Origin of the sequence: Microcystis sp. M44BS1, assembly GCF_020244875.1 — a bacterium.
GTDB lineage: Bacteria > Cyanobacteriota > Cyanobacteriia > Cyanobacteriales > Microcystaceae > Microcystis > Microcystis panniformis.
Map to the genome: position 1 here is coordinate 42,025 of NZ_JADBVM010000085.1, position 23,350 is coordinate 65,374.

General features: G+C 37.1%; 19 protein-coding genes and 1 pseudogene. 2 read left to right on the forward strand and 18 right to left on the reverse strand.

What is annotated here, in order from left to right; genetic code table 11:
- Positions 1–324: 324 nt before the first annotated feature.
- Positions 325–624 carry a hypothetical protein gene (locus IM515_RS05950; protein WP_287627458.1) on the reverse strand — a complete coding sequence of 100 codons (300 nt, stop codon included), beginning with the start codon at positions 622–624 and terminating at the stop codon, positions 325–327.
- Entirely contained in the window at positions 605–916 is a 312-nt protein-coding gene (locus tag IM515_RS05955) for a BrnT family toxin (protein ID WP_287627460.1), read from the reverse strand. The genes IM515_RS05950 and IM515_RS05955 overlap by 20 nt, the downstream gene beginning before the upstream one ends.
- Positions 917–1,418: 502 nt before the next feature.
- On the opposite strand from IM515_RS05955, the gene IM515_RS05960 reads away from it, so the two are divergent.
- A complete protein-coding gene (locus tag IM515_RS05960) occupies positions 1,419–1,961 on the forward strand; it encodes a Uma2 family endonuclease (RefSeq protein ID WP_287627462.1) in 543 nt (180 codons plus the stop codon).
- 301 nt (positions 1,962–2,262) lie between these two features.
- Here the strand turns inward: IM515_RS05960 and IM515_RS05965 are convergent, their stop codons facing one another.
- From IM515_RS05965 to IM515_RS06035, 15 genes and pseudogenes are all read right to left on the reverse strand, one after another.
- Positions 2,263–3,891: a hypothetical protein gene (locus IM515_RS05965; protein ID WP_287627464.1), complete on the reverse strand. Its 1,629-nt coding sequence runs from the start codon at positions 3,889–3,891 to the stop codon at positions 2,263–2,265.
- A 53-nt stretch (positions 3,892–3,944) separates the two neighbouring features.
- Complete coding sequence (locus IM515_RS05970) at positions 3,945–4,415, reverse strand: hypothetical protein (RefSeq protein WP_287627466.1); 471 nt, start codon at positions 4,413–4,415, stop codon at positions 3,945–3,947.
- 12 nt (positions 4,416–4,427) lie between these two features.
- Positions 4,428–7,001, reverse strand: coding sequence for a hypothetical protein (locus tag IM515_RS05975; protein WP_287627467.1), 2,574 nt, complete (start codon positions 6,999–7,001; stop codon positions 4,428–4,430).
- Positions 7,002–7,186: 185 nt separating this feature from the next.
- A complete protein-coding gene (locus IM515_RS05980) occupies positions 7,187–9,367 on the reverse strand; it encodes a baseplate J/gp47 family protein (protein WP_287627468.1) in 2,181 nt (726 codons plus the stop codon).
- Between the two features lie 37 nt (positions 9,368–9,404).
- Entirely contained in the window at positions 9,405–9,803 is a 399-nt protein-coding gene (locus IM515_RS05985) for a contractile injection system sheath initiator (protein WP_147069717.1), read from the reverse strand.
- Positions 9,804–9,817: 14 nt separating this feature from the next.
- Positions 9,818–10,387 carry a hypothetical protein gene (locus tag IM515_RS05990; protein WP_190723842.1) on the reverse strand — a complete coding sequence of 190 codons (570 nt, stop codon included), beginning with the start codon at positions 10,385–10,387 and terminating at the stop codon, positions 9,818–9,820.
- Positions 10,388–10,421: 34 nt separating this feature from the next.
- Positions 10,422–11,273 (reverse strand): phage baseplate assembly protein V, encoded by an 852-nt coding sequence (locus tag IM515_RS05995; protein WP_147069713.1) that lies wholly within the window; start codon positions 11,271–11,273, stop codon positions 10,422–10,424.
- Positions 11,273–12,256 (reverse strand): hypothetical protein, encoded by a 984-nt coding sequence (locus tag IM515_RS06000; protein ID WP_199308269.1) that lies wholly within the window; start codon positions 12,254–12,256, stop codon positions 11,273–11,275. The genes IM515_RS05995 and IM515_RS06000 overlap by 1 nt, the downstream gene beginning before the upstream one ends.
- A gap of 23 nt (positions 12,257–12,279) precedes the next feature.
- Positions 12,280–15,894 carry a DUF4455 domain-containing protein gene (locus tag IM515_RS06005; RefSeq protein WP_287627470.1) on the reverse strand — a complete coding sequence of 1,205 codons (3,615 nt, stop codon included), beginning with the start codon at positions 15,892–15,894 and terminating at the stop codon, positions 12,280–12,282.
- A 287-nt stretch (positions 15,895–16,181) separates the two neighbouring features.
- Positions 16,182–16,766, reverse strand: coding sequence for a DNA circularization N-terminal domain-containing protein (locus tag IM515_RS06010; protein WP_287627471.1), 585 nt, complete (start codon positions 16,764–16,766; stop codon positions 16,182–16,184).
- A 2-nt stretch (positions 16,767–16,768) separates the two neighbouring features.
- Complete coding sequence (locus tag IM515_RS06015) at positions 16,769–18,292, reverse strand: hypothetical protein (RefSeq protein WP_287632785.1); 1,524 nt, start codon at positions 18,290–18,292, stop codon at positions 16,769–16,771.
- A gap of 141 nt (positions 18,293–18,433) precedes the next feature.
- A complete protein-coding gene (locus tag IM515_RS06020) occupies positions 18,434–18,790 on the reverse strand; it encodes a hypothetical protein (RefSeq protein ID WP_287627474.1) in 357 nt (118 codons plus the stop codon).
- Between the two features lie 5 nt (positions 18,791–18,795).
- Entirely contained in the window at positions 18,796–19,305 is a 510-nt protein-coding gene (locus tag IM515_RS06025) for a hypothetical protein (protein WP_287627475.1), read from the reverse strand.
- A 35-nt stretch (positions 19,306–19,340) separates the two neighbouring features.
- Positions 19,341–20,711, reverse strand: coding sequence for a DUF2586 family protein (locus IM515_RS06030; protein ID WP_287627476.1), 1,371 nt, complete (start codon positions 20,709–20,711; stop codon positions 19,341–19,343).
- Positions 20,712–21,130: 419 nt separating this feature from the next.
- Positions 21,131–21,893 (reverse strand): annotated as a pseudogene (locus IM515_RS06035) (IS1 family transposase).
- A gap of 530 nt (positions 21,894–22,423) precedes the next feature.
- On the opposite strand from IM515_RS06035, the gene IM515_RS06040 reads away from it, so the two are divergent.
- The gene (locus IM515_RS06040; RefSeq protein WP_185236919.1) at positions 22,424–22,840 is read left to right on the forward strand and encodes a DUF1816 domain-containing protein; all 417 of its coding nucleotides are present in this window, start codon (positions 22,424–22,426) and stop codon (positions 22,838–22,840) included.
- Positions 22,841–22,866: 26 nt separating this feature from the next.
- Here the strand turns inward: IM515_RS06040 and IM515_RS06045 are convergent, their stop codons facing one another.
- Positions 22,867–23,061, reverse strand: a complete 195-nt coding sequence (locus tag IM515_RS06045; protein ID WP_002770192.1) for a hypothetical protein — start codon at positions 23,059–23,061, stop codon at positions 22,867–22,869.
- Between the last annotated feature and the right edge of the window lie 289 nt (positions 23,062–23,350).

Consider the following 23,350-nt stretch of genomic DNA (forward strand, 5'->3'; position numbering starts at 1 on the left):
TTACCGCCTTTTATGGGTTAAATAAAATTCTAATAAACACCCCAGAGACACAGAGGACAAGGAGTTTTTTTGTTGTTGATTCAGTGAGCGCTCTGTTGTTTTATTTCCCTAAGTTCTCGCATTTGCTGTTGATATTTTAAGGCTAATTCTGTTGATATTTCACCAATTTATCTCGCTTGTTGTTCAGCAATTTTGAACTGTTATAGCATGGCTAATAGAGTTATTATTGCTCAACCCAACCTACGGCTCTAACATCTTTTGACCAGACTCATATTCGGCTTTGAGTTGTTGGATGCGTTCTTTGATTTGTTCTTTCATGTTCCTTTAGTGATAAGTTGTTTGAGCAAGAATTTCTTCTATGATATTCGATATTTCTGCTTCTGAGTCAATATGCTTGGCTAAAACCTGTGCTGTTGTCTCTAATATACGGTTAGAAAACATTTTGGTTAAATCCTGTCTTAGTCCTTGTCCAATATACAGCTTCAGCAGTGCTTCATAAGACATATCTCGATTAGCAGCTACTTTTTTGATGGCGGCTAAGGTGTCTTTTGGAATATCCAGAGAGATTGTCTCTTCAAGACGGGGATGCAGTTTTAAGCTATATTCATCTTCTGGTTTGTTCATAGAGTTTCCTTTCATTCCTAGTAGCTTGACGAGCAGAAATTATCCAGTTTCTTTTTCCTTTTTCTACATAGATAACTAACAAAAGATGCTGTTCTAAAGAATAACCGAGAATAAACCGACGTTGTTCACTATTGGTAACATTCTGGGGGGTTGCTTCTCCTTCTTGGTAAAAGGGGTCAAAAAACGCCTCTATTGCCTCCTCAAAGCTAATGCCATGTTTTTCCAAATTAATCTGAGCTTTATGACTATCCCACTCAAATTCAACGCCTTGTAGTTGATAGACAACATTCATAGATTTATTTAAAGAGCATTGACATTCCTGACAGCGAGGCGTTTTTCTAGTTGTTCCTTCATGTTTCTTTAGGTATAAGGCGTTTAAAGTGATCGCTATTATTATTATTTAATCACAGCCTGACAGCTAATGTTTAGTTCTTTGGCCATTTGATCAAGCCAGATATATTTCCCTCCAACTGATAAGATATGCGATCGCACTGTGATTGATCGACACGATCATTATCATACATGGGGAACAGAGGAAGTTCACGAATCATTTAGATTTGCTATAGCGTTTACATTTGAGTTGTGGAACGAGATAAGGACGCGGGTTCCTTGCGCCTCTACAGAGGTCTTTCCACATTTTATTTGAAAACACTATATCATGTTATTATATCACTGATAACTGATACAGAGGATTCGCTAACTATGTGGCACGGCAAAATCCTGACATTAGACATCTTATAAAAGTAGGTTCGTAGTTGCGCTTTAGCGCTATTTGATTTAGAGGTAAATGTTATATGAAAACATTGGCTAAATGTTCTTTAGAAGATTATCATCAGATGATTGCAGCAGGTATTCTGCGCGATCGTCGTTGGGAATTATTAGATGGCAAAATTTTTGAAATGAGTCCAGAAACCCCGCTTCATTACACTACAGCTAAACGAGGTGTAAAATATTTAGAAGATTTGCTTTCAAGCAAGGCTGATGTCCGTTTCAATGGACCAATTACCCTATCTGACTCGGAACCCGAACCTGATATTGCCATTGTTCGACTACCAGAATCATCCTACAATGATCGCCATCCAGGTTCTCAAGATATTTTCTGGATTATAGAAATTGCCAAGACAAGCTTAAAGAAGAATTTAGAGATTAAACTGGCAATTTATGCAACGGCTGGAATTGAGGAATATTGGGTTTTAGATTTAGCAACCAAGCAGGTGATTGTCTTCAGAAATCCTCAAGGAAGTCAGTACCTTGAAGAATTTAGGGTTGTTCAAGGAGCGATCACACCCCTAGCATTTCCTGATATTTTAGTGTCTGTTGAGCGACTTTTCCTGTGAACAAACGTAGAGTTTATCTGGACAAAACGTCAGAAAGCAAGCACTACAGAACTGGAAACTACTCCTCGCTCATTTTTTGAAGTGGCCCAGGCTTCGATTGGGGTGGGGGAGAGACCAGGATATCTTTCGACCAATCCAGAATATATGCAGGGTTATGGACAGTAATATTCTATCAAGTGATTGTTGATACGGGTGTTTTGGTGGCTTTTTTATCTTATACAATTGTACCGATTATGCTAAATCAGGAAGAACTTTATGTCCAGATTCTTATTCAGATTTAAGTTCTTGTAAGCGTTCATAATTATGAGACCTGATCCCAATTATTATCCCCGTCCCAAGATATTTGTTTATTAGTACCGTGAACTGCATTCGATAAATAAAAAACTACTCGATTTCCTTCTACGCTTATTCTAAATGTATTACTGTTATTGGTGATTGTCAAATTTCCTACATTAATAATTTGATGACCTACAAAGGTATTTCCACCTCTTGTTGCTACTTCGTTCCAACCAGGATTATTGGTTTCTAAGCCCGCAACTTTTCTAAAGAAAAGTCGATCATTGCTGACAAATGTTGAGGCAATTTGCAATTGATGATTATTAGATGTGTTGCTATGACGAGCGGTTATTAAGTGTGTCCACTTATTGGAAGTATCGGGTACATCACCAGGGATTTCGCTGCCGCCATTTTGATAAAAACCTGACTTAAGAGGAGTACCAAAATTGGAGATATCACTTTCATAACCTAGGAATGCAGAGCCTTGTAAATCTAGATTACCCCTAATATAAGTATTACCAGTACCTCCGTCAACCGCAAATAATGGATTCCAACCAGTTGACCAAAACCCAAACTCTCGATTCTGGTGAAGATGAATACCAAATCCTGCTTTTTTAAAAACTCCTCGACTGGACGAATGTTTAATCAGTCCTTCATCCCAATTTTGATTCAGATCACGAGACCAAAATACATTAGGCCATTCATCTTTATCCTCAGAGGTAAAACCTCCCAATTGCAAGCTTCCAATCTTAACAATACCAGAAACTGAAAGAACGCCATTGCTATCAAGAGTCATCAAGGATCTTCCACCACCTGCATTTAATTCAGCATCATTGTGTGAACCACCTTGATACCAAGCAAAGTTGTAATCGCTACGAAAATATTGGGTCATATTTTGTATGCCAATTCCATAGCCAGTTGACCATAAATTAAGCATTTGACGCACTTGTGAACCAAAACTAACTGAACCTGTTACTGATAAATCACCAGAAACTGTTAATGTTTGGGCTTTAACAATACCAGAAACTGATAAACTTCCAGAAACCTTAACTTCTCCTGTCCCTTTTGGTTTTAATTGTAAATCTTGATTAGGATTACTTCCTGCTGCATAAATGGTATTGAACCCAAAGCCAATTCCTTGAGTACCACTACTATGGCGAAATTCTACACCATCATTATCAGCATTAAAATCACCGGTTATATATAGACCTTTAATGGCTGTCGGATGAGTTCCAGTGCGAGAAGCTGAGGCAATATCTAAACTAGCAACTGGATTTATTGTACTACCACTACCAATGCCAATATTATTCCCCAACCGATTGATAAGCAAAGGTTTGCTACCATGAGATTGAATCCAAGAATAATCTTGATGATAGCCTAATCGTAGATTAGAAGCATTAGTAGATCCTAAAACTAAAATCTGACCTGAAGGATCTTGAGGTTGAGGAAGAACAATACTTAGACTTCCCTTAATAGTGACATTACTATTGGCGTTTAAGGCTTCAGCAATAGTTAGCGGTCCTTTAAGAGTGTCGGCTCCATCTCGATTGATTTTTGCTGTTTCTAAGCGGTCGATTTCTTTGATTATGACATTCCAATCATCAGACTTGAGAATGTCACCCGGTTTTCTGTTGAGAGTGTCGGCTAATGGCATGATTGTCACCAATAATTAGAGTGTAAGTTAATTTAGAAAAGATTAGGTTTATTTCAAAAGGTGATTTCCCAAATCAGGGTAAGAATAAAATCTTTAGTTTTATTGATGGGTTTAAAGATAACCCTATTATACATGACTTTATCCGCATTAAACAAAGCCGCTTCTTTTAATTCTCCATTACCTTCTTCTGCTTGGAGATCAGCCGTTATTGTTAGTTTGATTCTTTTGCTATCAGGTAACAGAACTAAATCACTGTCCTTAATGGGATTTATCTTTTTGCGGAAGATTTCTTGTGCTAATTGTAAATCATCATCACTGACCGCTTTATCATTACCTCCGATCGCAATCTGAGAAACTGGTTTAATTGTGTCTTTGAAGTCTTTACTAAAAAGTTGAGCCACTAATCTCCGTCCAGAAGTGACAATAGTGTTGTTAGCGTGAATTTCTTCTACCAGTTGATTATTCAAGTCTCTTTTTTGGATGGTGAGACTTCCTTTGATGTCCATTGTGTCTTGGATAGCCATAGCTAGATCTCCTTAGGTAAATACAATTGTATCAAAATAAGTGTAGTCAAATACGGCTGAGGTCAAAAATGTATCAGACATTTCCTGTTCAGAACGCAAAGATTGTTGAGATCGACCATCAAATTTATCAGTTATGTTATGATCTTCTGAAAATTTGCCTTTTCCTTTAAATGACAATTTTTCCTGGATTTGATGGTCTTCTTGAAATTGTTGTTCATAAGCAATTTTAGCACAAATCCCCGATGCTTTGACTTTTTCAATTAAACTTTGGATTTGGTGGCGTGGATGATCTAAGCTTTCGTCAAAGCGATCACTGTAACCTGGGATTTGCCAAGGAATCTTAACTGTGAAACCTCCTGGAGTTATTTGATAAAAAGAGAATGTAACCACCAAGGAATAAGATTTAGCTTGTTGCTCAGATGTAATTGGATTATTTTCGGCATTTTCAAATAAAGAAAAGTCAAACAGAGTGTAATCAAAAGTAACTTGTGGATTGCCAATATCCGCTTCTATTGACCATTCAGATTGACCTAAAGGTAAACTCGGTATAGATCCCACAAGTGGAGGTTTAGGAATTGTTACTCCATTTACCATAGCTGAACCATCTGGTAGGATTAATAAAATTTGATTGATATTGAGACTTGCTTCATATTTTATAGATTGATTATTAGTGAGATTAATTAGACAAATATTCGTTAAAGGTGATAAAGAACCTTGCGGATTTTCACGATTATCTAAAATCTTGATTTGAATCGCAGGAATAGCCAGAACAGCATTGGGGTTCTGGACATTAAATTTACCAATATGAGGATGAATTGTATATTTATGAAAAACCAATTCAGGAAAAAATTCAATTACCCGAATTAACTGACGATAAACCTTAAGGGTTCCATTTTTTTTAAGAATACGATAAACTTGTCCTTGGCTGGCATCAGTAAGCAACCAACATTGTTGAGATTTCTCTAACACAATAGTTGTCCCAAATGCCAAAATTAATCCTTTTTCTCGAAAGACTTGCTGAAGTTCTGCGGGTACAGTAAGCTTACTAAGAGAGGGTTCCAAGGTTATCGGAATGTCAAAAAGGTAAGATTCCCAAGGTTTGATCTCTTGGCTATCATCCGTACTCATTCCTAAGTTTGCAGCAACAATTTTGACTATTCCCTCTTTAGTTGAAGCACCAGATTTTAAAACATCGATTAGGCGTTCAAGACGTTTACGATAGACAGTAATATTTTTTTCTAAATAAGTGGGATAGGCTGTTTCTAACAGTAAGCGATTCAGCCGTTTAATTTGTGATTTAGACTGAATCAAGCTTTGCATTTCGCGAGATAGGCTTTTAAAAGTAAAACTTTCTTTATTATTTTCATAGAATTTGTCATCAGTTAAAATTTTCTGATTGAAAGCTTGAGCAAGTTGTTCAGCGACTTCTCTTGCTGTCGGCGTTTTACTGGAGGGAATTTCCTCTGGATAAACCGATTCTAATAGCATTCGATTGAGTCGGATTAAATCATCTCCAACGATGACTTGAGATAGAAGGTATTCCGCTGCGGGGGAAAGCTTGGCTATTTCTAGATTAGTGGTATTTTCTGGAACCGATAACAAACTAGATAAACTAATTTTGTCAATTTCTAATAAACTGTTGATTGCTTGGGTTGATAAAAATGTAGTCGCTGCTTCAGCTTGATTAATTACAGCAAGTAATTGTTGGACAAAGGAAATATTTTTAAATAAAGCTTTTAATTGATTTTTTAAGTCAATCTCAATTTCAGGCGTAATATCTTGAGGTTGAAAAGGCGGGTTTTGTCGAGAAAGTATTCTTTGAATGTCTAGAGGTAAACGCCGATACAATCCTTTTGCTAATACTATCTTTACTGGTTCTAAGCCTTGATTAATTTGTTGGAAAAGGTTGATCTGTAAATTTCTTTGTTGCAGGTATTTATAAAGATTACGATCTTCTTGTAAAATCTTATTAAATTCCTTAACTAATGCAAGATTTAGATCAGGGTTAATAGATGCTGAACCATCATAATTGAATAATTTTTCTTTAGTTTCTGCTGATAATTTATCGCGCAGATAGCTAGTAAAAGCATCCTCTCCAATAATCAATTTAAGAATTAGTGATAAGTGAAACTGAAAATCCTTGGAGAAGTAGGAATTGCTGACATGATATTTATTGATTAAATTTTCTGTATTTTCAAATAATTTAATTTTTGTAAAAATATAACTCGATAAAGGGTTTTCTGAATCAACCAATTCTTTCACTAATAGGGAGATTTGTGTAAAGTCCCTAGGTTGAAATTCGGGATTGACTTGGGTTAATTGGGATGTTCCTCCCAATTCCGCTAACATAAGAGCAAAGATTTTATCTAAATCTCCTTTTTGGGTAGCGGTGAAACCCAGAGAACCAAAATTGTCTGCTGTATTAATAAAATGAGATTTTAAGACACGGATTAAATCCTGCTCCACTTCGTCTAGTATCTCTCCAAAAACATCCAAAAATTGAGGTAAAAAACTCGTAGGATCTTCAGGAGGATAGAAGTGGGGAAACCGACTTATAATACTAGCTGTTCTACCACTAATTGTCATTGTTTTCTCAGTCTAGAACAAGATGAGAGTAGGGTCGTAGAAAAGTGGGGTTGTGGGAGAAATGAGACCTTTCTCGACAACCATGTAAATCAGTATAGCAGGTATGGCCAGTTGCAGCAAGCATTTATATGAGATGACGATAACAATGCGCTAAATTAATTAAAACAGTCCACTGCTTAGTAGGGTTATTTCACTTCTACTGTTGCTAGAGGGTTGATTTCTTTGATTATTTCGACGGAACGAACATGAATCTCTTGATTGTTGTTAATATTTCTTGTTTGAGTGCGGTTATCAGATTGAGAAGTTGCTGTTAGGTCAAAATTTTCGATAACGTAAGTAACGCCTCGCAATAAATTTTGTAATTCTGGCGAACTAATTGGTGTAAGAATAGCTTGTTGCAAGCTTGCATAAGACAAGTTTTTCCCTTGTCCTGGCTTCGGAAAGTCTTGAATGACTTTCGTAACAGCTTTTTGTATTGGTTCAATAACATCTGTTTGCTTGAAACCACTAGGAGAAGGATTGGGAATTACCAATTTTAAGCTTAATTTAGTAATATCTACCTTGATACTTTCAATCTCGCTAGTTACACAAAAATTACCAAGCTGCACTTTTTCCCATTGTTTAACTTCAATTTGCTTTTGATTGATCCTTAATTCTTCTTTATCGTTAATTATAGTGATAAAATCATTGATATCAAGCTTGAATGGCATATCATTAACAACATTTTTGACCGCTTTTTCCAACCCATCAATGTCAACGTTTTCTTCGGGTTTAAGCGTCTCTAAATAAGCATTCAAACTGTCAAAAATTTTTTGCTTGATTTTATTTTTCTCCTCATCATTAGTTGTCTTAGAAGTGGTAAATTGTACTGCGCCAACAATTTGCAGGATCTTACGATAAATAAACAGATTTTCTTTGTCTAATTCGGCTTTTTCGGCAAAACTCAATTTAATTTCTTCCGGTGTAACTACTGCTAAAGGCGATAAATCTGAAGCTTGTAACTTCAAGTCTTTATCTTCAACAGTGATTTGAGCTTCAGCAATTTTATTTTCAATATCTCCTTTTTTCACTGAGTCACCAGATTTTAGATTTGTGAAATATTCTGATAATTTATCTATAATTTCTTGTTCTCGAGAAGACTGAATATCCTGATTGATTTTAAATTGAATTACAATAGGAACTGTTTTCACTTGTGAAGTTACCCAAATCTTACGCAGATAGATTTTTTGCGCTTCCTCAATATCAATTTGCTTTCGAGAATCATTATCAGCATAACATTGATTTGGTGTACTGGGAATAGAGCCATTGTCTATTGGGACATAGGTACAAATTTCAAAACGCTCTATATTATAGATATTTGTTACAGAAAGAATTTGGCGAGTCAGTTGAGAAAACAACAAGGGTTGTCCCATTTTTGTTTGACTAATATAATTAATGATGCTTTCTTCAACAGATTTTTCTATTGTCTTGCGCTCCATTTCTGATATTTTTATAGCTGGATTAATTTCAATCTTAAATACAGCATCTATAGGAACAAAAATAGCTGATTGTAAACGAACAAATACCCCTGCTGCTCTAACTTTATCAATCTGACTTTTCAGACTTTGAACTTTAGTTTCATTGCTAAAATCAACGCCATCGACAAATATGTCAACTAAACCATATTTTTGTTCAGGATCATTAAACCTTTCAATCAGTTTAACTTCTTTAACGCTCGGCTGACTTAAAAGTGCATTTTCTAGAGCAATATTAGAAGCTTTTCCAGAAGAAATCAGGGCAATTTTTGCTCTTTTTCGTAATTCCTCATCGGTTTCTGTTTTTTTTCCAGTAAACTGTATAGGACTTTTATTGATGACTGATTTAATTCCCGTAATCGGGAGAGGCATAATATTAATTGTCTCCTCCTTAGTCACCTGTTCTTCTCCTCGTTCTACAGCTTGAATTTTAACATCAAGAGTTTTTGAATTGGCGGGAAAAATTTGGGATTCAATAGTTGTATAAGCTTTTTTCGGTGATTTTTCACTGTCTTCTGTAGTCACTAAAGTTCCCACAGGAATTTCAATTATGTCGGTTCCTAAATCCCGTTGAAAAGTGACGGTTCCCTCGGCAAAATCTGGTAATCCTCGTTGAATTCCTAGCAAAGCTACCAACATTTCTAATTGTGAACCTTCTGCTGAATCAATAAAGGCTGACAGATAAACTTGATTTAATTGTTCGTAGAGTATCCCAATTTCATAAGCAAAAGATTCATACATGGTGCGAATAACGCTACCTACCTGAAAATCTGTCAAAGTAGGAACTTTTTCTTGGGATTTCTGCACCATGTTGGTGTAGATTTCTTCAAATTTTTTCGGTTCAAAAGTCATAATCTAATTCTCGGTGTTGGTGAAAGGATAATTATGGCTAAAGATTGATGGCTAACTGAATGTTAAGAGCGGTAGATTCTCCTACAGGTTGCAAAATAATTGTTGTTAGTAAAACATTGCGTTTATCTAAGTCGCGAGAAGGTGGTTCAAATCTAATTTCCTTGATTTCAGCAATCCGAGATTCTTGCTCTAAGCATTCTCTGATATAAAGTTCTGCAAGCTTACGAGTACGAATATTATTAGGTTCTCCCATTAATAAATAAAGGCGAGATCCATAGGATGGATGTCCTAATTTTGTCAATTCTCCCCGACGAGTATAAAATCTATTAACAATAGCTTGTGCTAGATTTTTTCGTCCATCAACTCGATTAAGATCTTGTTTTTGTCCTAGTTCCCCCGGTGTTAATTGCAGATCAAAAGTATTGATACTGGTCATATTCTAACCCCTGATTATTTATTTAAGCTTTGCTTAATTTCCTGAATTAATTCCTGTTTTATGGCGGAGGAAAGTTTTCCAGTAATTTCCTTTTCTACGGTAAGATTGCCTTTAACCGTCACTGTTTTATTGACAGCAGGACTTAATTCAATGTTACCGGCTAAATCAAAACGAATTGCTGCGCCATTTTCTAGCTTGATTTCTAATCCTTGATCTAACAGGGTTAAAGAACAACTCGGTTTTTTATCCCTTTTAATGATAACTTTTCCACTAGCGGGGATGAGTTCAATATTACCCTCCTGAGTGACTGAGAGTTTATTATTGTTGTCAGTAATTAAAGAAATTCCCTCCTTTTGATGTAGATTGATAAGAGCATGACCGGATTTATTCCCTTCGTGGGGACAATTCTGATCTGTGCCTATGCACCATTTACCATTATGGGGTTTTTCGATGCGACTAGGCATATCATAGGGACAGATAAAAATCTGAAGAAAAAGCTCTGGTCTTTCTGTCGTTTTGTCAACAATTCCATCAGTTTGACTTGAATATTCATAATCGCTGTTTGCGCCTTTAAGTCTGACCATGATTTAAGCCTCTTTGTCAATTTTACTTAGTTAATTATCCTACTTTTGTATTTCTTGCTTTAGCTTGAATTGAGTTAATTTTTTCAGTCGGAACCAGAATCGGACAAGGCGCACCTAAATTTCCCAGATGGGTATGAGTTGTTAACAAAATGTCATCATTGTCGGCGATCGCATTTGCTAGAACTCTCCCCCCAACTTGGATACTAGAAGTAGCAGCATCGCCAATTTTTATCCCACCTAAACTTTTCAAAGTCAGATTACTACTTGCTGCATCAATAGTAATTCCTCCACTGGCAATTTCAATTTTACAAGTCCCATTATCAATCGTCAAAGTCGTCCCTTTAAGAACAATATTACACTGTTGAGTTTTTAAGGTCATATCGCCATCATTAAGATTAATTTCGCATTTCTCATTAGTTGTTGTGATTTCTTTATCCTTCACTGTCACAATGCTTTTTTCATCTTTACTGGTAATGGTAATCACACTATCTTTATCAATCTTAATTTGACTACCATTTTCCAGAGGATGTTGTAATAAAAATTCTTGCTCTTGGTTGACAGGTGGCTGATCTTGATCATTGTATAAACGACCAATAATCACGGGAGAATTGAGATCACCCCCAATAAAAGTAACCAAAACCAGGTCATCAACTTTGGGAATATTTACCCATCCTAAATGGGGAGTAGCAAGGGGAACTTTCCTGAGTTCAAAATCAGTTCCGTCTGGTTGCCTTTTATTTTTCAATTTTACTGAACATTGATAATTATCTTGATCATTTTCTGCTGAATGAGGAAAAATTGCAGTAACAATACCAAGTTCAGTAGTGTAGATTTTTTGTGCTTCCTGTTGAGCAACTTTTTTCATTACGCCGACAATTGAATCCATTAGACTTCCTCCCAGTGAATAGTAGTATAAAATCCCTTGTGACGAGATAAATAATGTTCTACTCCCGTAATCTTAAAAGTACCATTAAGCGACGATATTGGCATTTTAGCAATTTCAACACCGTCGCCTAATTTAGCTTCAGGTTCCCCCACAACTTTAATCACTCCTTTTTGTTTTTTCTGGTATTTGTTTAAGTAAGCTTTAGCAATTTTGTTGGCAATATCTTGAGTTCTAGCAGTAGAATCTTCTAGTTGCAAAGTTGCTGGAGATTTTTTGCCATCAGTTCCTTTAACCTCTTTTTTAGTGAGCCAAGATACAGCTTTTTCCCCTTGTCCCTGACTAGCGGGACTTTCCCCATAAACTTCTACCCCAGATTGCAAGGGATTTTCCTCCATCTGTTCCCAAGCAAGAAGATTAATGCCATACTCAAATTTATGTTTTTTTGAGGTTTTATAGGGAGCAAAAACTAATTGGTCTTCAATATTAGCATACAGATCAAAGCCGCATTTCTGAGCTAAGATTTGTAAATTTTCATAAACTGTGTGCTGATTTCCGATAACATAGACAGGAAATTTAATCCCATTGTCAACTTGCTTAACTTTCAACCCCAATATATTTTGAGCAATATTTTTTACTATATCTCCAGCAAAGGACTTTTCATAGAGGAGGTTAAATTTTGCCTTCGTCAAGCTACTAAAACTACTCATAGCTTCAATATTTACCTGATCAACCTGCCATTTTATCTGGCTAATTTTACCTTGAAAAACCTGACTTAATTGAGAATTACTTCCTAATTTAACTGTTATCGATTCATCAAGAGAGGGAGCCAACGAATCAGCAAGAATGAGGGAAATCTGACATAAATTTACAGGAATATTCAATGAAGAACTTACCCGCAAGTTTAAAACCAACGATGAATCATCAACCGTATAAGTGGTAGTACCAATCGTTACTTTATAGTTAACTTGTAGAGGTTGATTCATAAATTTAGTTTAACCTCCTTCTCTTAAACGGGAATAGCTACTAATAAACTTCGGTAAGCATCACTGACATCTTCTAATCCGATACCTAACTCACTTTCTAACCCATATAATCGTTCAATTAAAGCTTTAAAAATACGATCAATTTTCTGGCGTATTTCTTGATAAGCAGCTACTACTTTTTGATATTCATCATTAAGCGCACCTTCTAAAGCTTTAGGAATATCAAGGATGAGTTTGACAATGTTAGCATGAAGTTCATCTAGTTTGTTGACTATTTCGGTGGGATAAATATCCTTCAATTTTCCTAAGAAAAATGGATAAATTGATTGTAAGCTCAGAATTATTTCTTGAGAATAAGCGGTTTCTAGCAGTAAGCGATTTAAGCGAATAGTTTCTAGTTCACTGCGCTGCGGTTTAGCAATTAAATCTTTAGCTTCTTGGGGAAGATTCTCAGCAACTAATTTGAAGCGTTCAGTGCCATAGAAATTTACATCTGTTAGTAATTTATTGAGAGCATTAAAAAGAGCTTTTTGCGTTCCTGGTTGCTTGGGATCAGCATTTTCTAGCAAAGCTTTTTGCGTTTCATTGAGAGTTGTCCAGAAGTAGGCTGAAACTGCATCCAATGGCTCTTTCCGCCGTAATTTTGTCAAGAGATTTGCCACAGTACCACCTTTAAAATCACTGACATCATAGAAAGAATTTAGAATCAGCAAAGGTCTTAGTTCTTTAAGTTTATCAACAATCTCTTTGTAAATTGTTTCCAGGGAATCAATAATTTTATTTACAGTACCATCAATAGCAGTTTTAACTTTATTGATCGAATCTCGAATAAGTTTACCAAAATCAGCGGTTAAATTTTTCAGAATGTTGGCGATTTCTGTAGGAGCAGATTGCAAGCGTTGAATGACTTTCTTGATTTCTGCTAAGATAGTACGGGGTTGAGCCAGAATTTCATCCAAGCTACTAAGAATCCTTTTGAGCGGACCTGTCAACTGAGATTCGATTTCATTGGGAATGACTTTTTTTAAATCAGCAATAATTTGTTCATCACTTCGCGCTGTAGCACTTTTCAGTAAGTTGTCTAACTTTTTTTTGGTGGGAGTTGACGAAGGAGTTAGCTCTTTTATACTAGGATCGTTGTTGACTTTTGCAGTAACTAATCTTTGACGTAGAGCAGTCATACGAGTTAACAAATCTCGATAATCTACCGCAAATTCCGCCGGTGGATTAAAATTGTCTAAAAGTGGCTTGCTGTGATTCCATTCAGCCATAAAATCCTCCGATGCTTTTTGATAATTGCTCCAAGCTTGGTTTAACTCATTCTTGGCGTTACTGATCGCAATGTTAGGCTCCGTTGCATAGTTGGTAAGATTAGTACGTAAGCTAGTTAACGCAGCAATCAACTTGGTTTCATCAATGTTATTAACCCGTTCTAGAATTTTCGCTTTAATGGTATCTACTTGTTGAATTTGTTCTTGGAGGTTAAGGCTCAAAATTTCTTCTAAAGTTTGCCAAAAACCAGAATTTAACACATTGTCTAATCCTAAACCGCTTAACAATTTTTCCACATCACCGATGGCTTCAATAACTTTATTGATCAGTTGTTCAACTGGTAAGTTATCTAAGATGCTTTTCAGTGCATTTAGCTTTTCCGTCAAGAACTGTGTGAGTTTTTCAGGAGAGAGAGAGTCAACAACTGCAAGTAATTTTTCATAAAGTTCTTCTAAACGTTCTAAAAGCTGATTAGGATTCAAAATTTCTAACTTTTCTAGTAAGGTTTCATACGGTTGTTTAACTGTCTCTAAAAGTACAGAAGGTTTATATTTATTCAGTTCCGTCACTAGAGATTGAATATAAGGATCAAGAAAAGTCTTAACTAAGGTTCCGGGATCAAAAGATTTAACTTGTTCATCAACTTGTTTAATTTCTCCTTGAATTGAATCTACTAACCCAACAACCGGATCTAACAGAGAATCGAAGGCTGCTGTTAATTCTGGATTAACTACCCCAGGAACATCAATTTCTTGGAGAATTTTGACCCCTACTTTTAAGGCGGTTTTTTGTGCCGTTCCCATGGTAGAAACATCTATTTTTTTGAGTTCTATTTCTAATTTATTGGTTTGATTAACTGCTAATTGAAAAGCAGGTTCAAGGGAAACTTTCTGTAAAGCAGCCACCACTTGATCGATACCTTGATCAGCTTTATTTAAAGCATCTTTAACCGGTTGACTCTGTAAAACACCTGTTACTTTACCCAGAAGTTCCTTGATTTTTGCTTTTAATTGTTCCTGACTAAGTTCAGTAGTAATTTTTTTATTTACTTCATCTAAAGATTTCTCAATTGTTTGAGTTGTCTGTTTAATTTCTTGCGCTACTGTTTCAATACCTTGTACCGCAGTATTAGCAAATTGATTGATCGCTTGCTTTAAAGGTTTAACAATTTCATCAGATTTTGCTGCTGTTTGTTCAACAAAATCAACTAATTTATCGATAGTATTAGTGAGATAAGCTTGAACCTGATCTAAAGCTTTTCCCGCTTGTTCAATTTTATCGGCGATCGCTTTTAAAATCTTGTTCCCGATTTCGCTGACTTTGGTAATAGCCTGATTAATTAAATCTTGTATTTTTGCAATGAAGGTTTTTAGTTGTTCTGTGACTGTCGTAATCCTTTCTTTTAAACTGTTGACAAAATTTTCTATGCCTTGAAACATTTTGGAAAGAGTTTCAATTTGTACCCCTCCACTATTGGGAAGATTTGCCAAGAGCGTAGAAAACTTATCAATATCAAAAGAGTTAAGATTTTTAATTGCTAAATCAATCTGTTCTTCTTGAGAGTTAACCTCCGATAACCAGCTTTTGATTTGTTGTCTTAAGGGGATAATTTTGGGACGGCTTAAATTTTTAGGATTGAGAGATTTTAGAAAATTTTGATAATCTTTATAAAGTTGGGTCTGTTGATTAAGTTGTAAGGTATAGAGTTGAATCGCTCCATTGGGTAAGATATAATTAAGTTCTTGAATTTGCTCAACAAAAATTTCAGTTAAAGCGTCAGAACTAAGCCTATCTAACCATTTGTCTGGATTAGATAATTTATCAATAAAATTTTTAAAGGCTTTAATAATAGCATCTAAAACTTTACCCGGAAAAGCTTGAGCATTATTGAGAAACTCTTGAAACTCGTCAAAGGGAGTTGATTGATTTTTGGGAATACCAAGTTGACCAAAATTAGCATTACCAGTAATAGATGAAGTTAAACTACTAAGAGAACTATTAACTTGATCTGTGACAGCTAATCCTTTAAAAGTATCTGCACCTGGATTAGTCGGGATTGACTGGGTTAAAGTGTCTATACTAATGCTAGAAATATCGCCTAATTTTCCCGTAACCTGTGTTTGAATTTCACCCACAGAAAAAGGTGCTGTAGGAATCTCTATCGGATTCCCAGTAATTTCTTGAGTTACTTGATCGAAGCTATTGGTTAAATTGGTTAAATCTGAGGAAGGAAGAGGGGTAACTTTTACCCCTAAATTATCCTTAACTAATTTCTGAGAATCGGTAAAAGGTTTTCCCGCTTCCGCAAAAGTTGCTTGTGAATCTACATCAAGGGTTTGGATTTGATCGAGAATTGCTAAACTCATAATTTTTATTTAAAGTAATGGTTAATAATCCGAGCGTCTGACACAAATCGTCACATTTTTTTCTGCGCTGACAGTTAGGTGATACAGTGCGAGACTTAGAGCTAATCCCCGATTCTTTGAAAAGTCTTAGGACATCAAGGATTTCAGAGAAAATGGAACTGTTATCAAAACCTATGGTAATCATTATAGCAGGTGTCGGGGGACTGTCAATAAAGTTATAATGGGGAGGGGAGTGTGGAGACTGTGGGAGGAAAATCTCAAAAATCCTAAAGAACACCATATTTTCACTAAAGGTTAAAGAGTGATTTTAAATCACTAAGATTACCATCAAGAGTGCTAGTTGCTTCTTTGATAGGATCGAGAGAAGCTTTCAAGGGTTCTATCGGATTAGTAATTGCTGGAATTGAACCAAATTGTAAAGCATCTGGTAGCATAGCAACGGTCATAAAACTAGCAGCATCTGCTTTAATATTAGCATCAACACCAGCCACTTGTGCAAATGCTTGACTGGGAGTTGGAGGGACATATTCAGCTAAGGTTAAAGTATAGCTAAATTGCTCGGGTTCTGTGGCAGATTGAACAACGGCAAACCTTTCTAAAATTACTTGACTAAAATAGGATTGTCCGATAATTTCAGCAATAAATTCAACTGGTTTTTGCTCTTTGTAAATTTTTCTTAATTTCTCTAAATCAGCCAAGTATTTATTGCCATAAAAAATGCCTTTGATTTGTAATTTTACCGAATCTCTACCAAAATTCTGGACTAGGTTTCCCTGTTTTCCTGGAATTTGGTGATAGACAAAGTTATTTTGCTCGATTGTCTCGATTTTATGTACTCTATTCAGTTGAATTCCTGCGATTTCAATTGCCATATTTAACCTCCATAAAATCGTCGGTACTCTTGATTAATTTTTGTTTGTAGAGTTTCTAGAATATAATCTAGATCGATTGCTTGTTGTTCAGTATCTTGAAGGCTAGGGTGTTGATTGAAAGATTGATTTTCAGATTCCTGTTTATTGATTTCTAATTCTGTTTCTTTAATATTAGAAAAGTTACTGTTAATATTATTGATCTGATGATATAATTTTTCTCTAGATTGCTGTAAAACTTGGGATGAAATTGGTAACATCTCAGCAGACTGAGAGAGAATATTAGCCGCTGTTGCTGAATCTAAGGGTAAATTGTCTCCTGATATATCCCTAACTAAATCAGTTAATTCTTGCCAGTTTTTCGGTGAAGGATTATTTGACTCAATTTCAGTCTTTTGTCCAAAATTTTTCCAAGGGGTGGTTCCTGAATTGAGATTATCTGAATCTAAGGGTAAATTTTCTCCTGATATATCCCTAACTAAATCGGTTAATTCTTGCCAGTTTTTCGGTGAGGGATTATTTGACTCAATTTCAGTCTTTTGTCCAGAATTTTCCCAAGGGGTTATTTCTGAATTGAGATTATCTGAATCTAAGGGTAAATTTTCTGATGATATATCCCTAACTAAATCGTTTAATTCTTGCCAGTTTTTCGGTTCAGTCTTTTGTCTAGAATTTTGCCAAGGGGTAGTTTCCAAATTGAGATTATCTGAATCTAAGGGTAAATTTTCTGATGATATATCCCTAACTAAATCGTTTAATTCTTGCCAGTTTTTCGGTTCAGTCTTTTGTCCAGAATTTTGCCAAGGGGTTGTTTCCAAATTGAGATTATCTGAATCTAAGGGTAAATTTTCTCCTGATATATCCCTAACTAAATCGGTTAATTCTTGCCAGTTTTTCCCTGAGGGATTATTTGACTCAATTTCAGTCTTTTGTTGAGGATTTTGCCAAGGGGTTGTTTCTGAATTGAGATTATCTGAATCTAAGGGTAAATTTTCTCCTGATATATCCCTAACTAAATCGGTTAATTCTCGCTGGCTTTTCGTTGCGTTATTCTGCGGATAAATATTATTAGCTTGATGATTATCATCAAAACTTATCTGTTTCTTTTGACGAATGTTATATGAATTTTCTTGCTCCTTTTGTAAAGGCGGATAATTGCTTGTTCTTACTCTTGGATTGGGTTGAGTATAATCAGAAGCTGAAGCCAAAGATTGACGAGAAAATGACATGAAAGAAGAAGTATTTACTCCTAAATCAACTGGGGAACTATCCCTTTCAAGAGAAGACATTTCCCCATTTTTAGACCTTAAAGATGGAACAAAATCAGCAGTTAGCCAAGCCTCCCAATCTCTAAATAAATCGGTTATTTCCGATAAATCTTCTACAGCAAGGTGCAATCTTGCTAAAGGTTGCAGGTCTTTTTCTAAAAGCTCTATACTATTGAGCCAGTTGTCAATTAAAGAGTAATTCCATTGTTGAAACTCCTGATATAATTCTAAACCGAGGCTGACTAAAAAATCATCATTCATGGTTTTTTGTTGAATCCTGAGCGATCATTTGTAAATATAGAGAAACTTGCGCCATTGTCATTGTTTGTACTTGTTGGGGAGTCCAACCAAATTCCCTAGCGAGGATATAAGCTGCTTGTACCCAAGGGGACTGACTAACATCTAGGAAGGATTTTTTTTTCCTGTTAAACCACTAATTTCGCGGATATTGTCAATTAAAAAATTGACCAATCCTAAGGGGAGTTGTTTAACTTGTTCCAAGGATAAAGTTGGCTCAACTAAGGATTCTTTAATCATTAAAAGGGGAATTAATCCTGCATCCTGTCGGGAAGCTTTCATGATTAATTGAAATCTCCCAATAGTCAGAGGACGAATCTGGACAATTCGCCTCGACTCTGGGAATTTATCGGCTGAAGTATCCAGTTCGCCAGGATGCAAAATACTGACTGGGATAGCAATATCAAAGGTGACAGAAGCACCCGCTAACAGGTCTTCTGGAGTCAGAGAAATTTCAGCCATAATTGTTAGCCTGCGGTTTCTTCGCTGCTGATCCGTAAAGCGCGGAAAGTAACCCCTTCCATAATAAAATCATCTTCTGGCAAACTGAAACTCCACTTTTCAAACTTGACCCCAAATAGTACGAGTTTGCTGCTATTACTGGGGAGTGCGGGATTTTTCAAGTTGATGACGATGTTGAAAGTTGGTTGCGGAATTGGGTCTGCTGGCGGTGGACTTTTTGCCGCATCACCTAACAATAACCGCAAGAGTGCGCCGTTAATGTGAGCGCGTTCAGCAAAGCCTGAAACATCAACATTACCGGGACGAAGTTCAGTAGGAAAGCGCTTACCAATTTCGTGATAGGGTCTGATCTCATTGTGGACGTTCACCTGTACATTTCGCAGTCGTCCCACAACATTAGAAAACTCATACTCACTAATCAGTCCATCCGCCAGTTTGCCTTCTTCGGTGGCTTTGTCATCCACAGCTAAGACTAGGGTAGCATCAGACCCTCGAAAAACGTTGTTATTAGGCATAGTTTTCCTCCTTTGGGAAGTAATTGATCGGTGGGTTAACCGAGATACATGGTTACTTTGATGAAGTCAATACTAAAGGTCGGTCGCAGAGTCATGGTCACGATCGCTTCTCCGGCAATTTCCTGAACTCGGTTAGCGGTGACGGCTAACTCATAGCTAATCAGAGCTTCATCCTGGACCATGCGCGTCAAGAAGGCATCAAGAGTAGCTTTCATCGCTCCCCGCACCCGTTCGTTGTTCAACTTGCCTATGTAGGGATTGCAGGCGGAGCGCACCCCGTAAATGGCAAAGTCAACAATCCGCCGAGTCGTAATCTGATGCCAAGCAGAATTGGTGGCAGTGGTAATGCCTTTGACCACCCGAAAACCCTCCCGTTTCTCGATCGCCAGCACGCGGTTGCCGACCAGCTTTTCCAGCTGGGAGGTGGAAAACTCTTTGGCGAGTCCAGGAATCGTCAAAGGTTTGTTAGTCGGACTAGCCTGCACCGGCAGAGATGCCAGTAGTCCAGCGACTGCTGCCGCTGTGTAAGCGCCTGAGAGTTTGACCTGGGGGGAGATTTGTAGTCCTGGTGCGACCAAAATCAGGCGATCGCTATCCTGGGGGTGTTCGGGGATCGTGTTAACATCATCAGAGGTTCCGCTACCAATAAGGCCGATCCGTTCTCGCTTGATTGTCGCAGTTGTGTTCAAATGACCCAGCAGTGCTGTCACCATTTCGGAGTTGGTGACATCCTGTCCGGCCAGCAAAACCAAGTTTATTAGTTCATTCTCCAATTGTGCCAGACTATTTTTATATTCCTCAGCACTAGCCGGTTCTCCATCGGAGCCTGCGGTAAATTCCTCACCACTTTCGCTGGTGTTTCTTGGCAAAGTAGAGGAAGAGCCTTCAGCTAGAGTGGCAGTTACTAAAGTAGAACCTTTAGTCTGGTTATTGACTTGTTGTTCCAGGTCGCCGGACTTAGAAATGGTATAGGTTTCTTTAGTATTTTGATAGGTTAGCTCGACTTTCTTGCTGTTAGCAGGCGAGTCAGCATCAGTGATTTTAATCTTGATATTATTGCCCCGGGTTCCTGGAGTTTTTGCCTCCAGTTTCACCAGATTTTTATCGGAGCTATCTTTGATTTGGTAGGCAGCTTTGGTGGCGGCTGTACGAACTGCATAGACAGTCTTACCGCCATTGTTATAAATCTGCTCCAGTGCTTGAATTAAGGTTAGTTGGCGAGCGGGATCAATGTCCCCGAAAATTTCCTTGGCTTCCGAAAAACTGCCAAGAATTTGTACTTCATCCACTGGTCCTTGGGCTGCGGTTCCAACAATTCCGATATTTCCTGAAACAACCTGACCAGCGCTAATCAGTCCTTCATCTCGTACTGTTATATAAGTACCCGGTAAGATGGCCTCAACCATGAGAGGTTCCTCCTCTTTTGGGAAAATTTTAGGTTTATCGTAGCCACCTGGTTTACTCTCGTCGTTCCGAGTAGGAGTCGTGCCAAGCAGAGAATAAACTCACAAGCGAGCCGATTTAATTGTAGCCGACATTCCGCAGACCTTCATATACTTTTATATATTTTTACATTCCCCAAGATGTTTTGACGAAAAACCTTCATTGTAGAAACTACTATTGAGAATATTTTCAAGAGTAAATTTTTTATGAGAAAAAATTTACAATTCTTCACCTTGATAAAAATCCATGATTGTAGCTATAGTCCTTACTGGCAAGGGGTGGTCAGCAATATATTAGTAAAAATTATCAATTGAATGTTAAGAAGTGCGGAAAGTGGGTTTAAAATTGGACGGGAACGAATCGCCCCTAAACCACCATGTCATCAACAGATTCTGGTGGTGATTCGGTAGTAGTGATGGCGGCTTAATCCTTTGCTTTGCTGTGCATTGTAGTCATGGATAAAATACCAAAGGGTTCCCCAACGTGATTCTCCATTTTTTTAGAGAAAGATAGACTGTCTCTCACTAGCCGAGAAATCCTTTGTCGAAAGGTATTATTTAATCTTTCAATAGGATTAGTTTGACCAGTTTCTTTACCTACTGCCCGATGACGTTTACTAGGAATTACTGTCTTATAGGACTCCCAAAAGTCTGTGTAAGCAACAGCACATTGTCGCTCAACTCCTGGAAGACTTTTCCCGATCTTTTTAGCTGATTCACGGCTTCTATCTCCTCAATAACAACCAATTATTTCTCGGGTAGTTCTATCGATAGCTAACCAAATATATACCTTGATTTTCTGAGAAAATACGAATGACCATAACTCATAGCAGAAATTTCTATGATTAATTTGCCTTTAGGTTTGTCTGTTACCTATACCTGGCGAGGGACTTGGCTAAATTTATTATTAACATAGTTTTGTAACCATGACCAACTCACTCCAGTTACTCTAGCAATACCTCGCCGAGAAATTCTTTCTAGCAGCAGTAGAGCTATTAATTTTTTGGTTTCGTTAGAGACGGTTTTATTACTAGGATTAATTACCAACGGTTGACCACAATCTTTACCCTGACGTTTGGGTTTGCCATTATGTGTAGAACCATTTTTGAGGGTATGGCAAGAACCCCATTTAGGACAACGAAATATTGAAGCTTGTGAATCTTTTGTTAGAAGATTCTGTTCTAAATCTTCATCGCCATCCCACCAAAATTTAATGAGCCAAGACAAGATATTGATAAAAACAGCAATCATAAGTAGGGAGGCACAATTATTTGTAGGATGGGTTAGCGGTAGCGTAACCCATGGGAGCGTTGGGTTTCATGCTTCAACCCAACCTACGTTCATCTTATATTTAATTCCACCCACCTACTTAAAAAGCAAATTCTTGACATTTGTCAGGTAATTATTTTTATTAGTCAATATTCTACACAACTCAGGCTAGATAAGCAAGAGAGCTACGCCACTACTACCGAATCATTACCTCCGGTTCTTCTTGTTGAAGAATCTCTCGTCAAGCTATGCTGTGAGGGGAGAGTAGGTCAAAACCTAACTTTTTGCCGCTCTATGCTATCGTATCAAGATGCGCTACTCTGTTAGGAGATGATTTTGCTTGAGTCATCTGCTCAAAGTAGCATCTGTTTTTTTAACCCTTACCCCCAAAAGAGAATCTTTTCTGTATGCTAGAGGCTAATAATCAGGGAGAGAATCAAATATTTCTCTATGAAGTTGTTTTTTCCGGTTCTTCTGGCTCTTTGCCTCAACGCTTCTCCCGGACAGTCCTGCGAGTACCTAAAAGCCGTATGAGTCAAGAAACACAGCGCCTGCTGCGCCAAGGGGCCAAGATTCTCAGTATAAGGCCTCTTGACCCAGAAACTGCCCAGATTAAGCCTAGTTTACCACCTCAACCCTGGTGGATAGAGATTACCACCAGTCAGCCGAAATGTCTCTATTATTTCGGTCCTTTCGAGAGTTTTTCTGAAGCTTTATCCTATCAATCCGGTTATATCGAAGACCTCCAATCGGAATCTGCCCTGGGAATTAACAGCGAAATTAAACAATGTCAGCCAGAGGTTTTAACTCAAGAATATTTTTAATTTATGGTATCTAATTATACAGATTTTTAGGAATAGTTAGCTTCCTCTTGTTTTCGTTTAATAATGCCTTTACCCTCACAGAATTTACAGGGGACGGATTCATTCTCTGTCTCTAGATAGATTCTTCCTTTGCCCTGGCAGTGGGGACAGATAACTTTTTCTTCCCACCAATAATTCTCTAAAAAAGCCTCATCGGTAATATAGGTAAAATCTTCAAACATTGGCTTGTCCTCTTATCGTTGAGATAGCTTAATCTGGATTCATCTTTCAACCTGAGAAATTGAAAATCACTTTTACCCCCATCGTAAAAAAGATCGGGTTCATTCTTCTTGAAACTTAAATTACTTCATATTTATTTATGTTTATTAATATATCTGGACTTCCCCCATACATAAATACTAAAAAATTAACAAAACCCTTACTGCAGGTCGCTTCTAAGAAAAAATTGAAAAGAGGCTACTGGGTACATTTTTTACTTGAAAATGGCTGTACCGTTGACTGTATCTGGAG

Coding starts and splice junctions, on each gene's coding strand:
- IM515_RS05980 (WP_287627468.1), bottom strand. CDS start 9,367: ATGACTTTTGAACCGAAAAAATTTGAAGAAATCTACACCAACATGGTG.
- IM515_RS05995 (WP_147069713.1), bottom strand. CDS start 11,273: ATGGATTCAATTGTCGGCGTAATGAAAAAAGTTGCTCAACAGGAAGCA.
- IM515_RS06030 (WP_287627476.1), bottom strand. CDS start 20,711: ATGGTTGAGGCCATCTTACCGGGTACTTATATAACAGTACGAGATGAA.
- IM515_RS05965 (WP_287627464.1), bottom strand. CDS start 3,891: ATGCCATTAGCCGACACTCTCAACAGAAAACCGGGTGACATTCTCAAG.
- IM515_RS05970 (WP_287627466.1), bottom strand. CDS start 4,415: ATGGCTATCCAAGACACAATGGACATCAAAGGAAGTCTCACCATCCAA.
- IM515_RS05960 (WP_287627462.1), top strand. CDS start 1,419: ATGAAAACATTGGCTAAATGTTCTTTAGAAGATTATCATCAGATGATT.
- IM515_RS06045 (WP_002770192.1), bottom strand. CDS start 23,061: ATGTTTGAAGATTTTACCTATATTACCGATGAGGCTTTTTTAGAGAAT.
- IM515_RS05990 (WP_190723842.1), bottom strand. CDS start 10,387: ATGGTCAGACTTAAAGGCGCAAACAGCGATTATGAATATTCAAGTCAA.
- IM515_RS06000 (WP_199308269.1), bottom strand. CDS start 12,256: ATGAATCAACCTCTACAAGTTAACTATAAAGTAACGATTGGTACTACC.
- IM515_RS05955 (WP_287627460.1), bottom strand. CDS start 916: ATGAATGTTGTCTATCAACTACAAGGCGTTGAATTTGAGTGGGATAGT.
- IM515_RS06025 (WP_287627475.1), bottom strand. CDS start 19,305: ATGCCTAATAACAACGTTTTTCGAGGGTCTGATGCTACCCTAGTCTTA.
- IM515_RS05950 (WP_287627458.1), bottom strand. CDS start 624: ATGAACAAACCAGAAGATGAATATAGCTTAAAACTGCATCCCCGTCTT.
- IM515_RS06040 (WP_185236919.1), top strand. CDS start 22,424: ATGCTAGAGGCTAATAATCAGGGAGAGAATCAAATATTTCTCTATGAA.
- IM515_RS06015 (WP_287632785.1), bottom strand. CDS start 18,292: ATGAATGATGATTTTTTAGTCAGCCTCGGTTTAGAATTATATCAGGAG.
- IM515_RS05975 (WP_287627467.1), bottom strand. CDS start 7,001: ATGACAATTAGTGGTAGAACAGCTAGTATTATAAGTCGGTTTCCCCAC.
- IM515_RS06005 (WP_287627470.1), bottom strand. CDS start 15,894: ATGAGTTTAGCAATTCTCGATCAAATCCAAACCCTTGATGTAGATTCA.
- IM515_RS05985 (WP_147069717.1), bottom strand. CDS start 9,803: ATGACCAGTATCAATACTTTTGATCTGCAATTAACACCGGGGGAACTA.
- IM515_RS06020 (WP_287627474.1), bottom strand. CDS start 18,790: ATGGCTGAAATTTCTCTGACTCCAGAAGACCTGTTAGCGGGTGCTTCT.
- IM515_RS06010 (WP_287627471.1), bottom strand. CDS start 16,766: ATGGCAATTGAAATCGCAGGAATTCAACTGAATAGAGTACATAAAATC.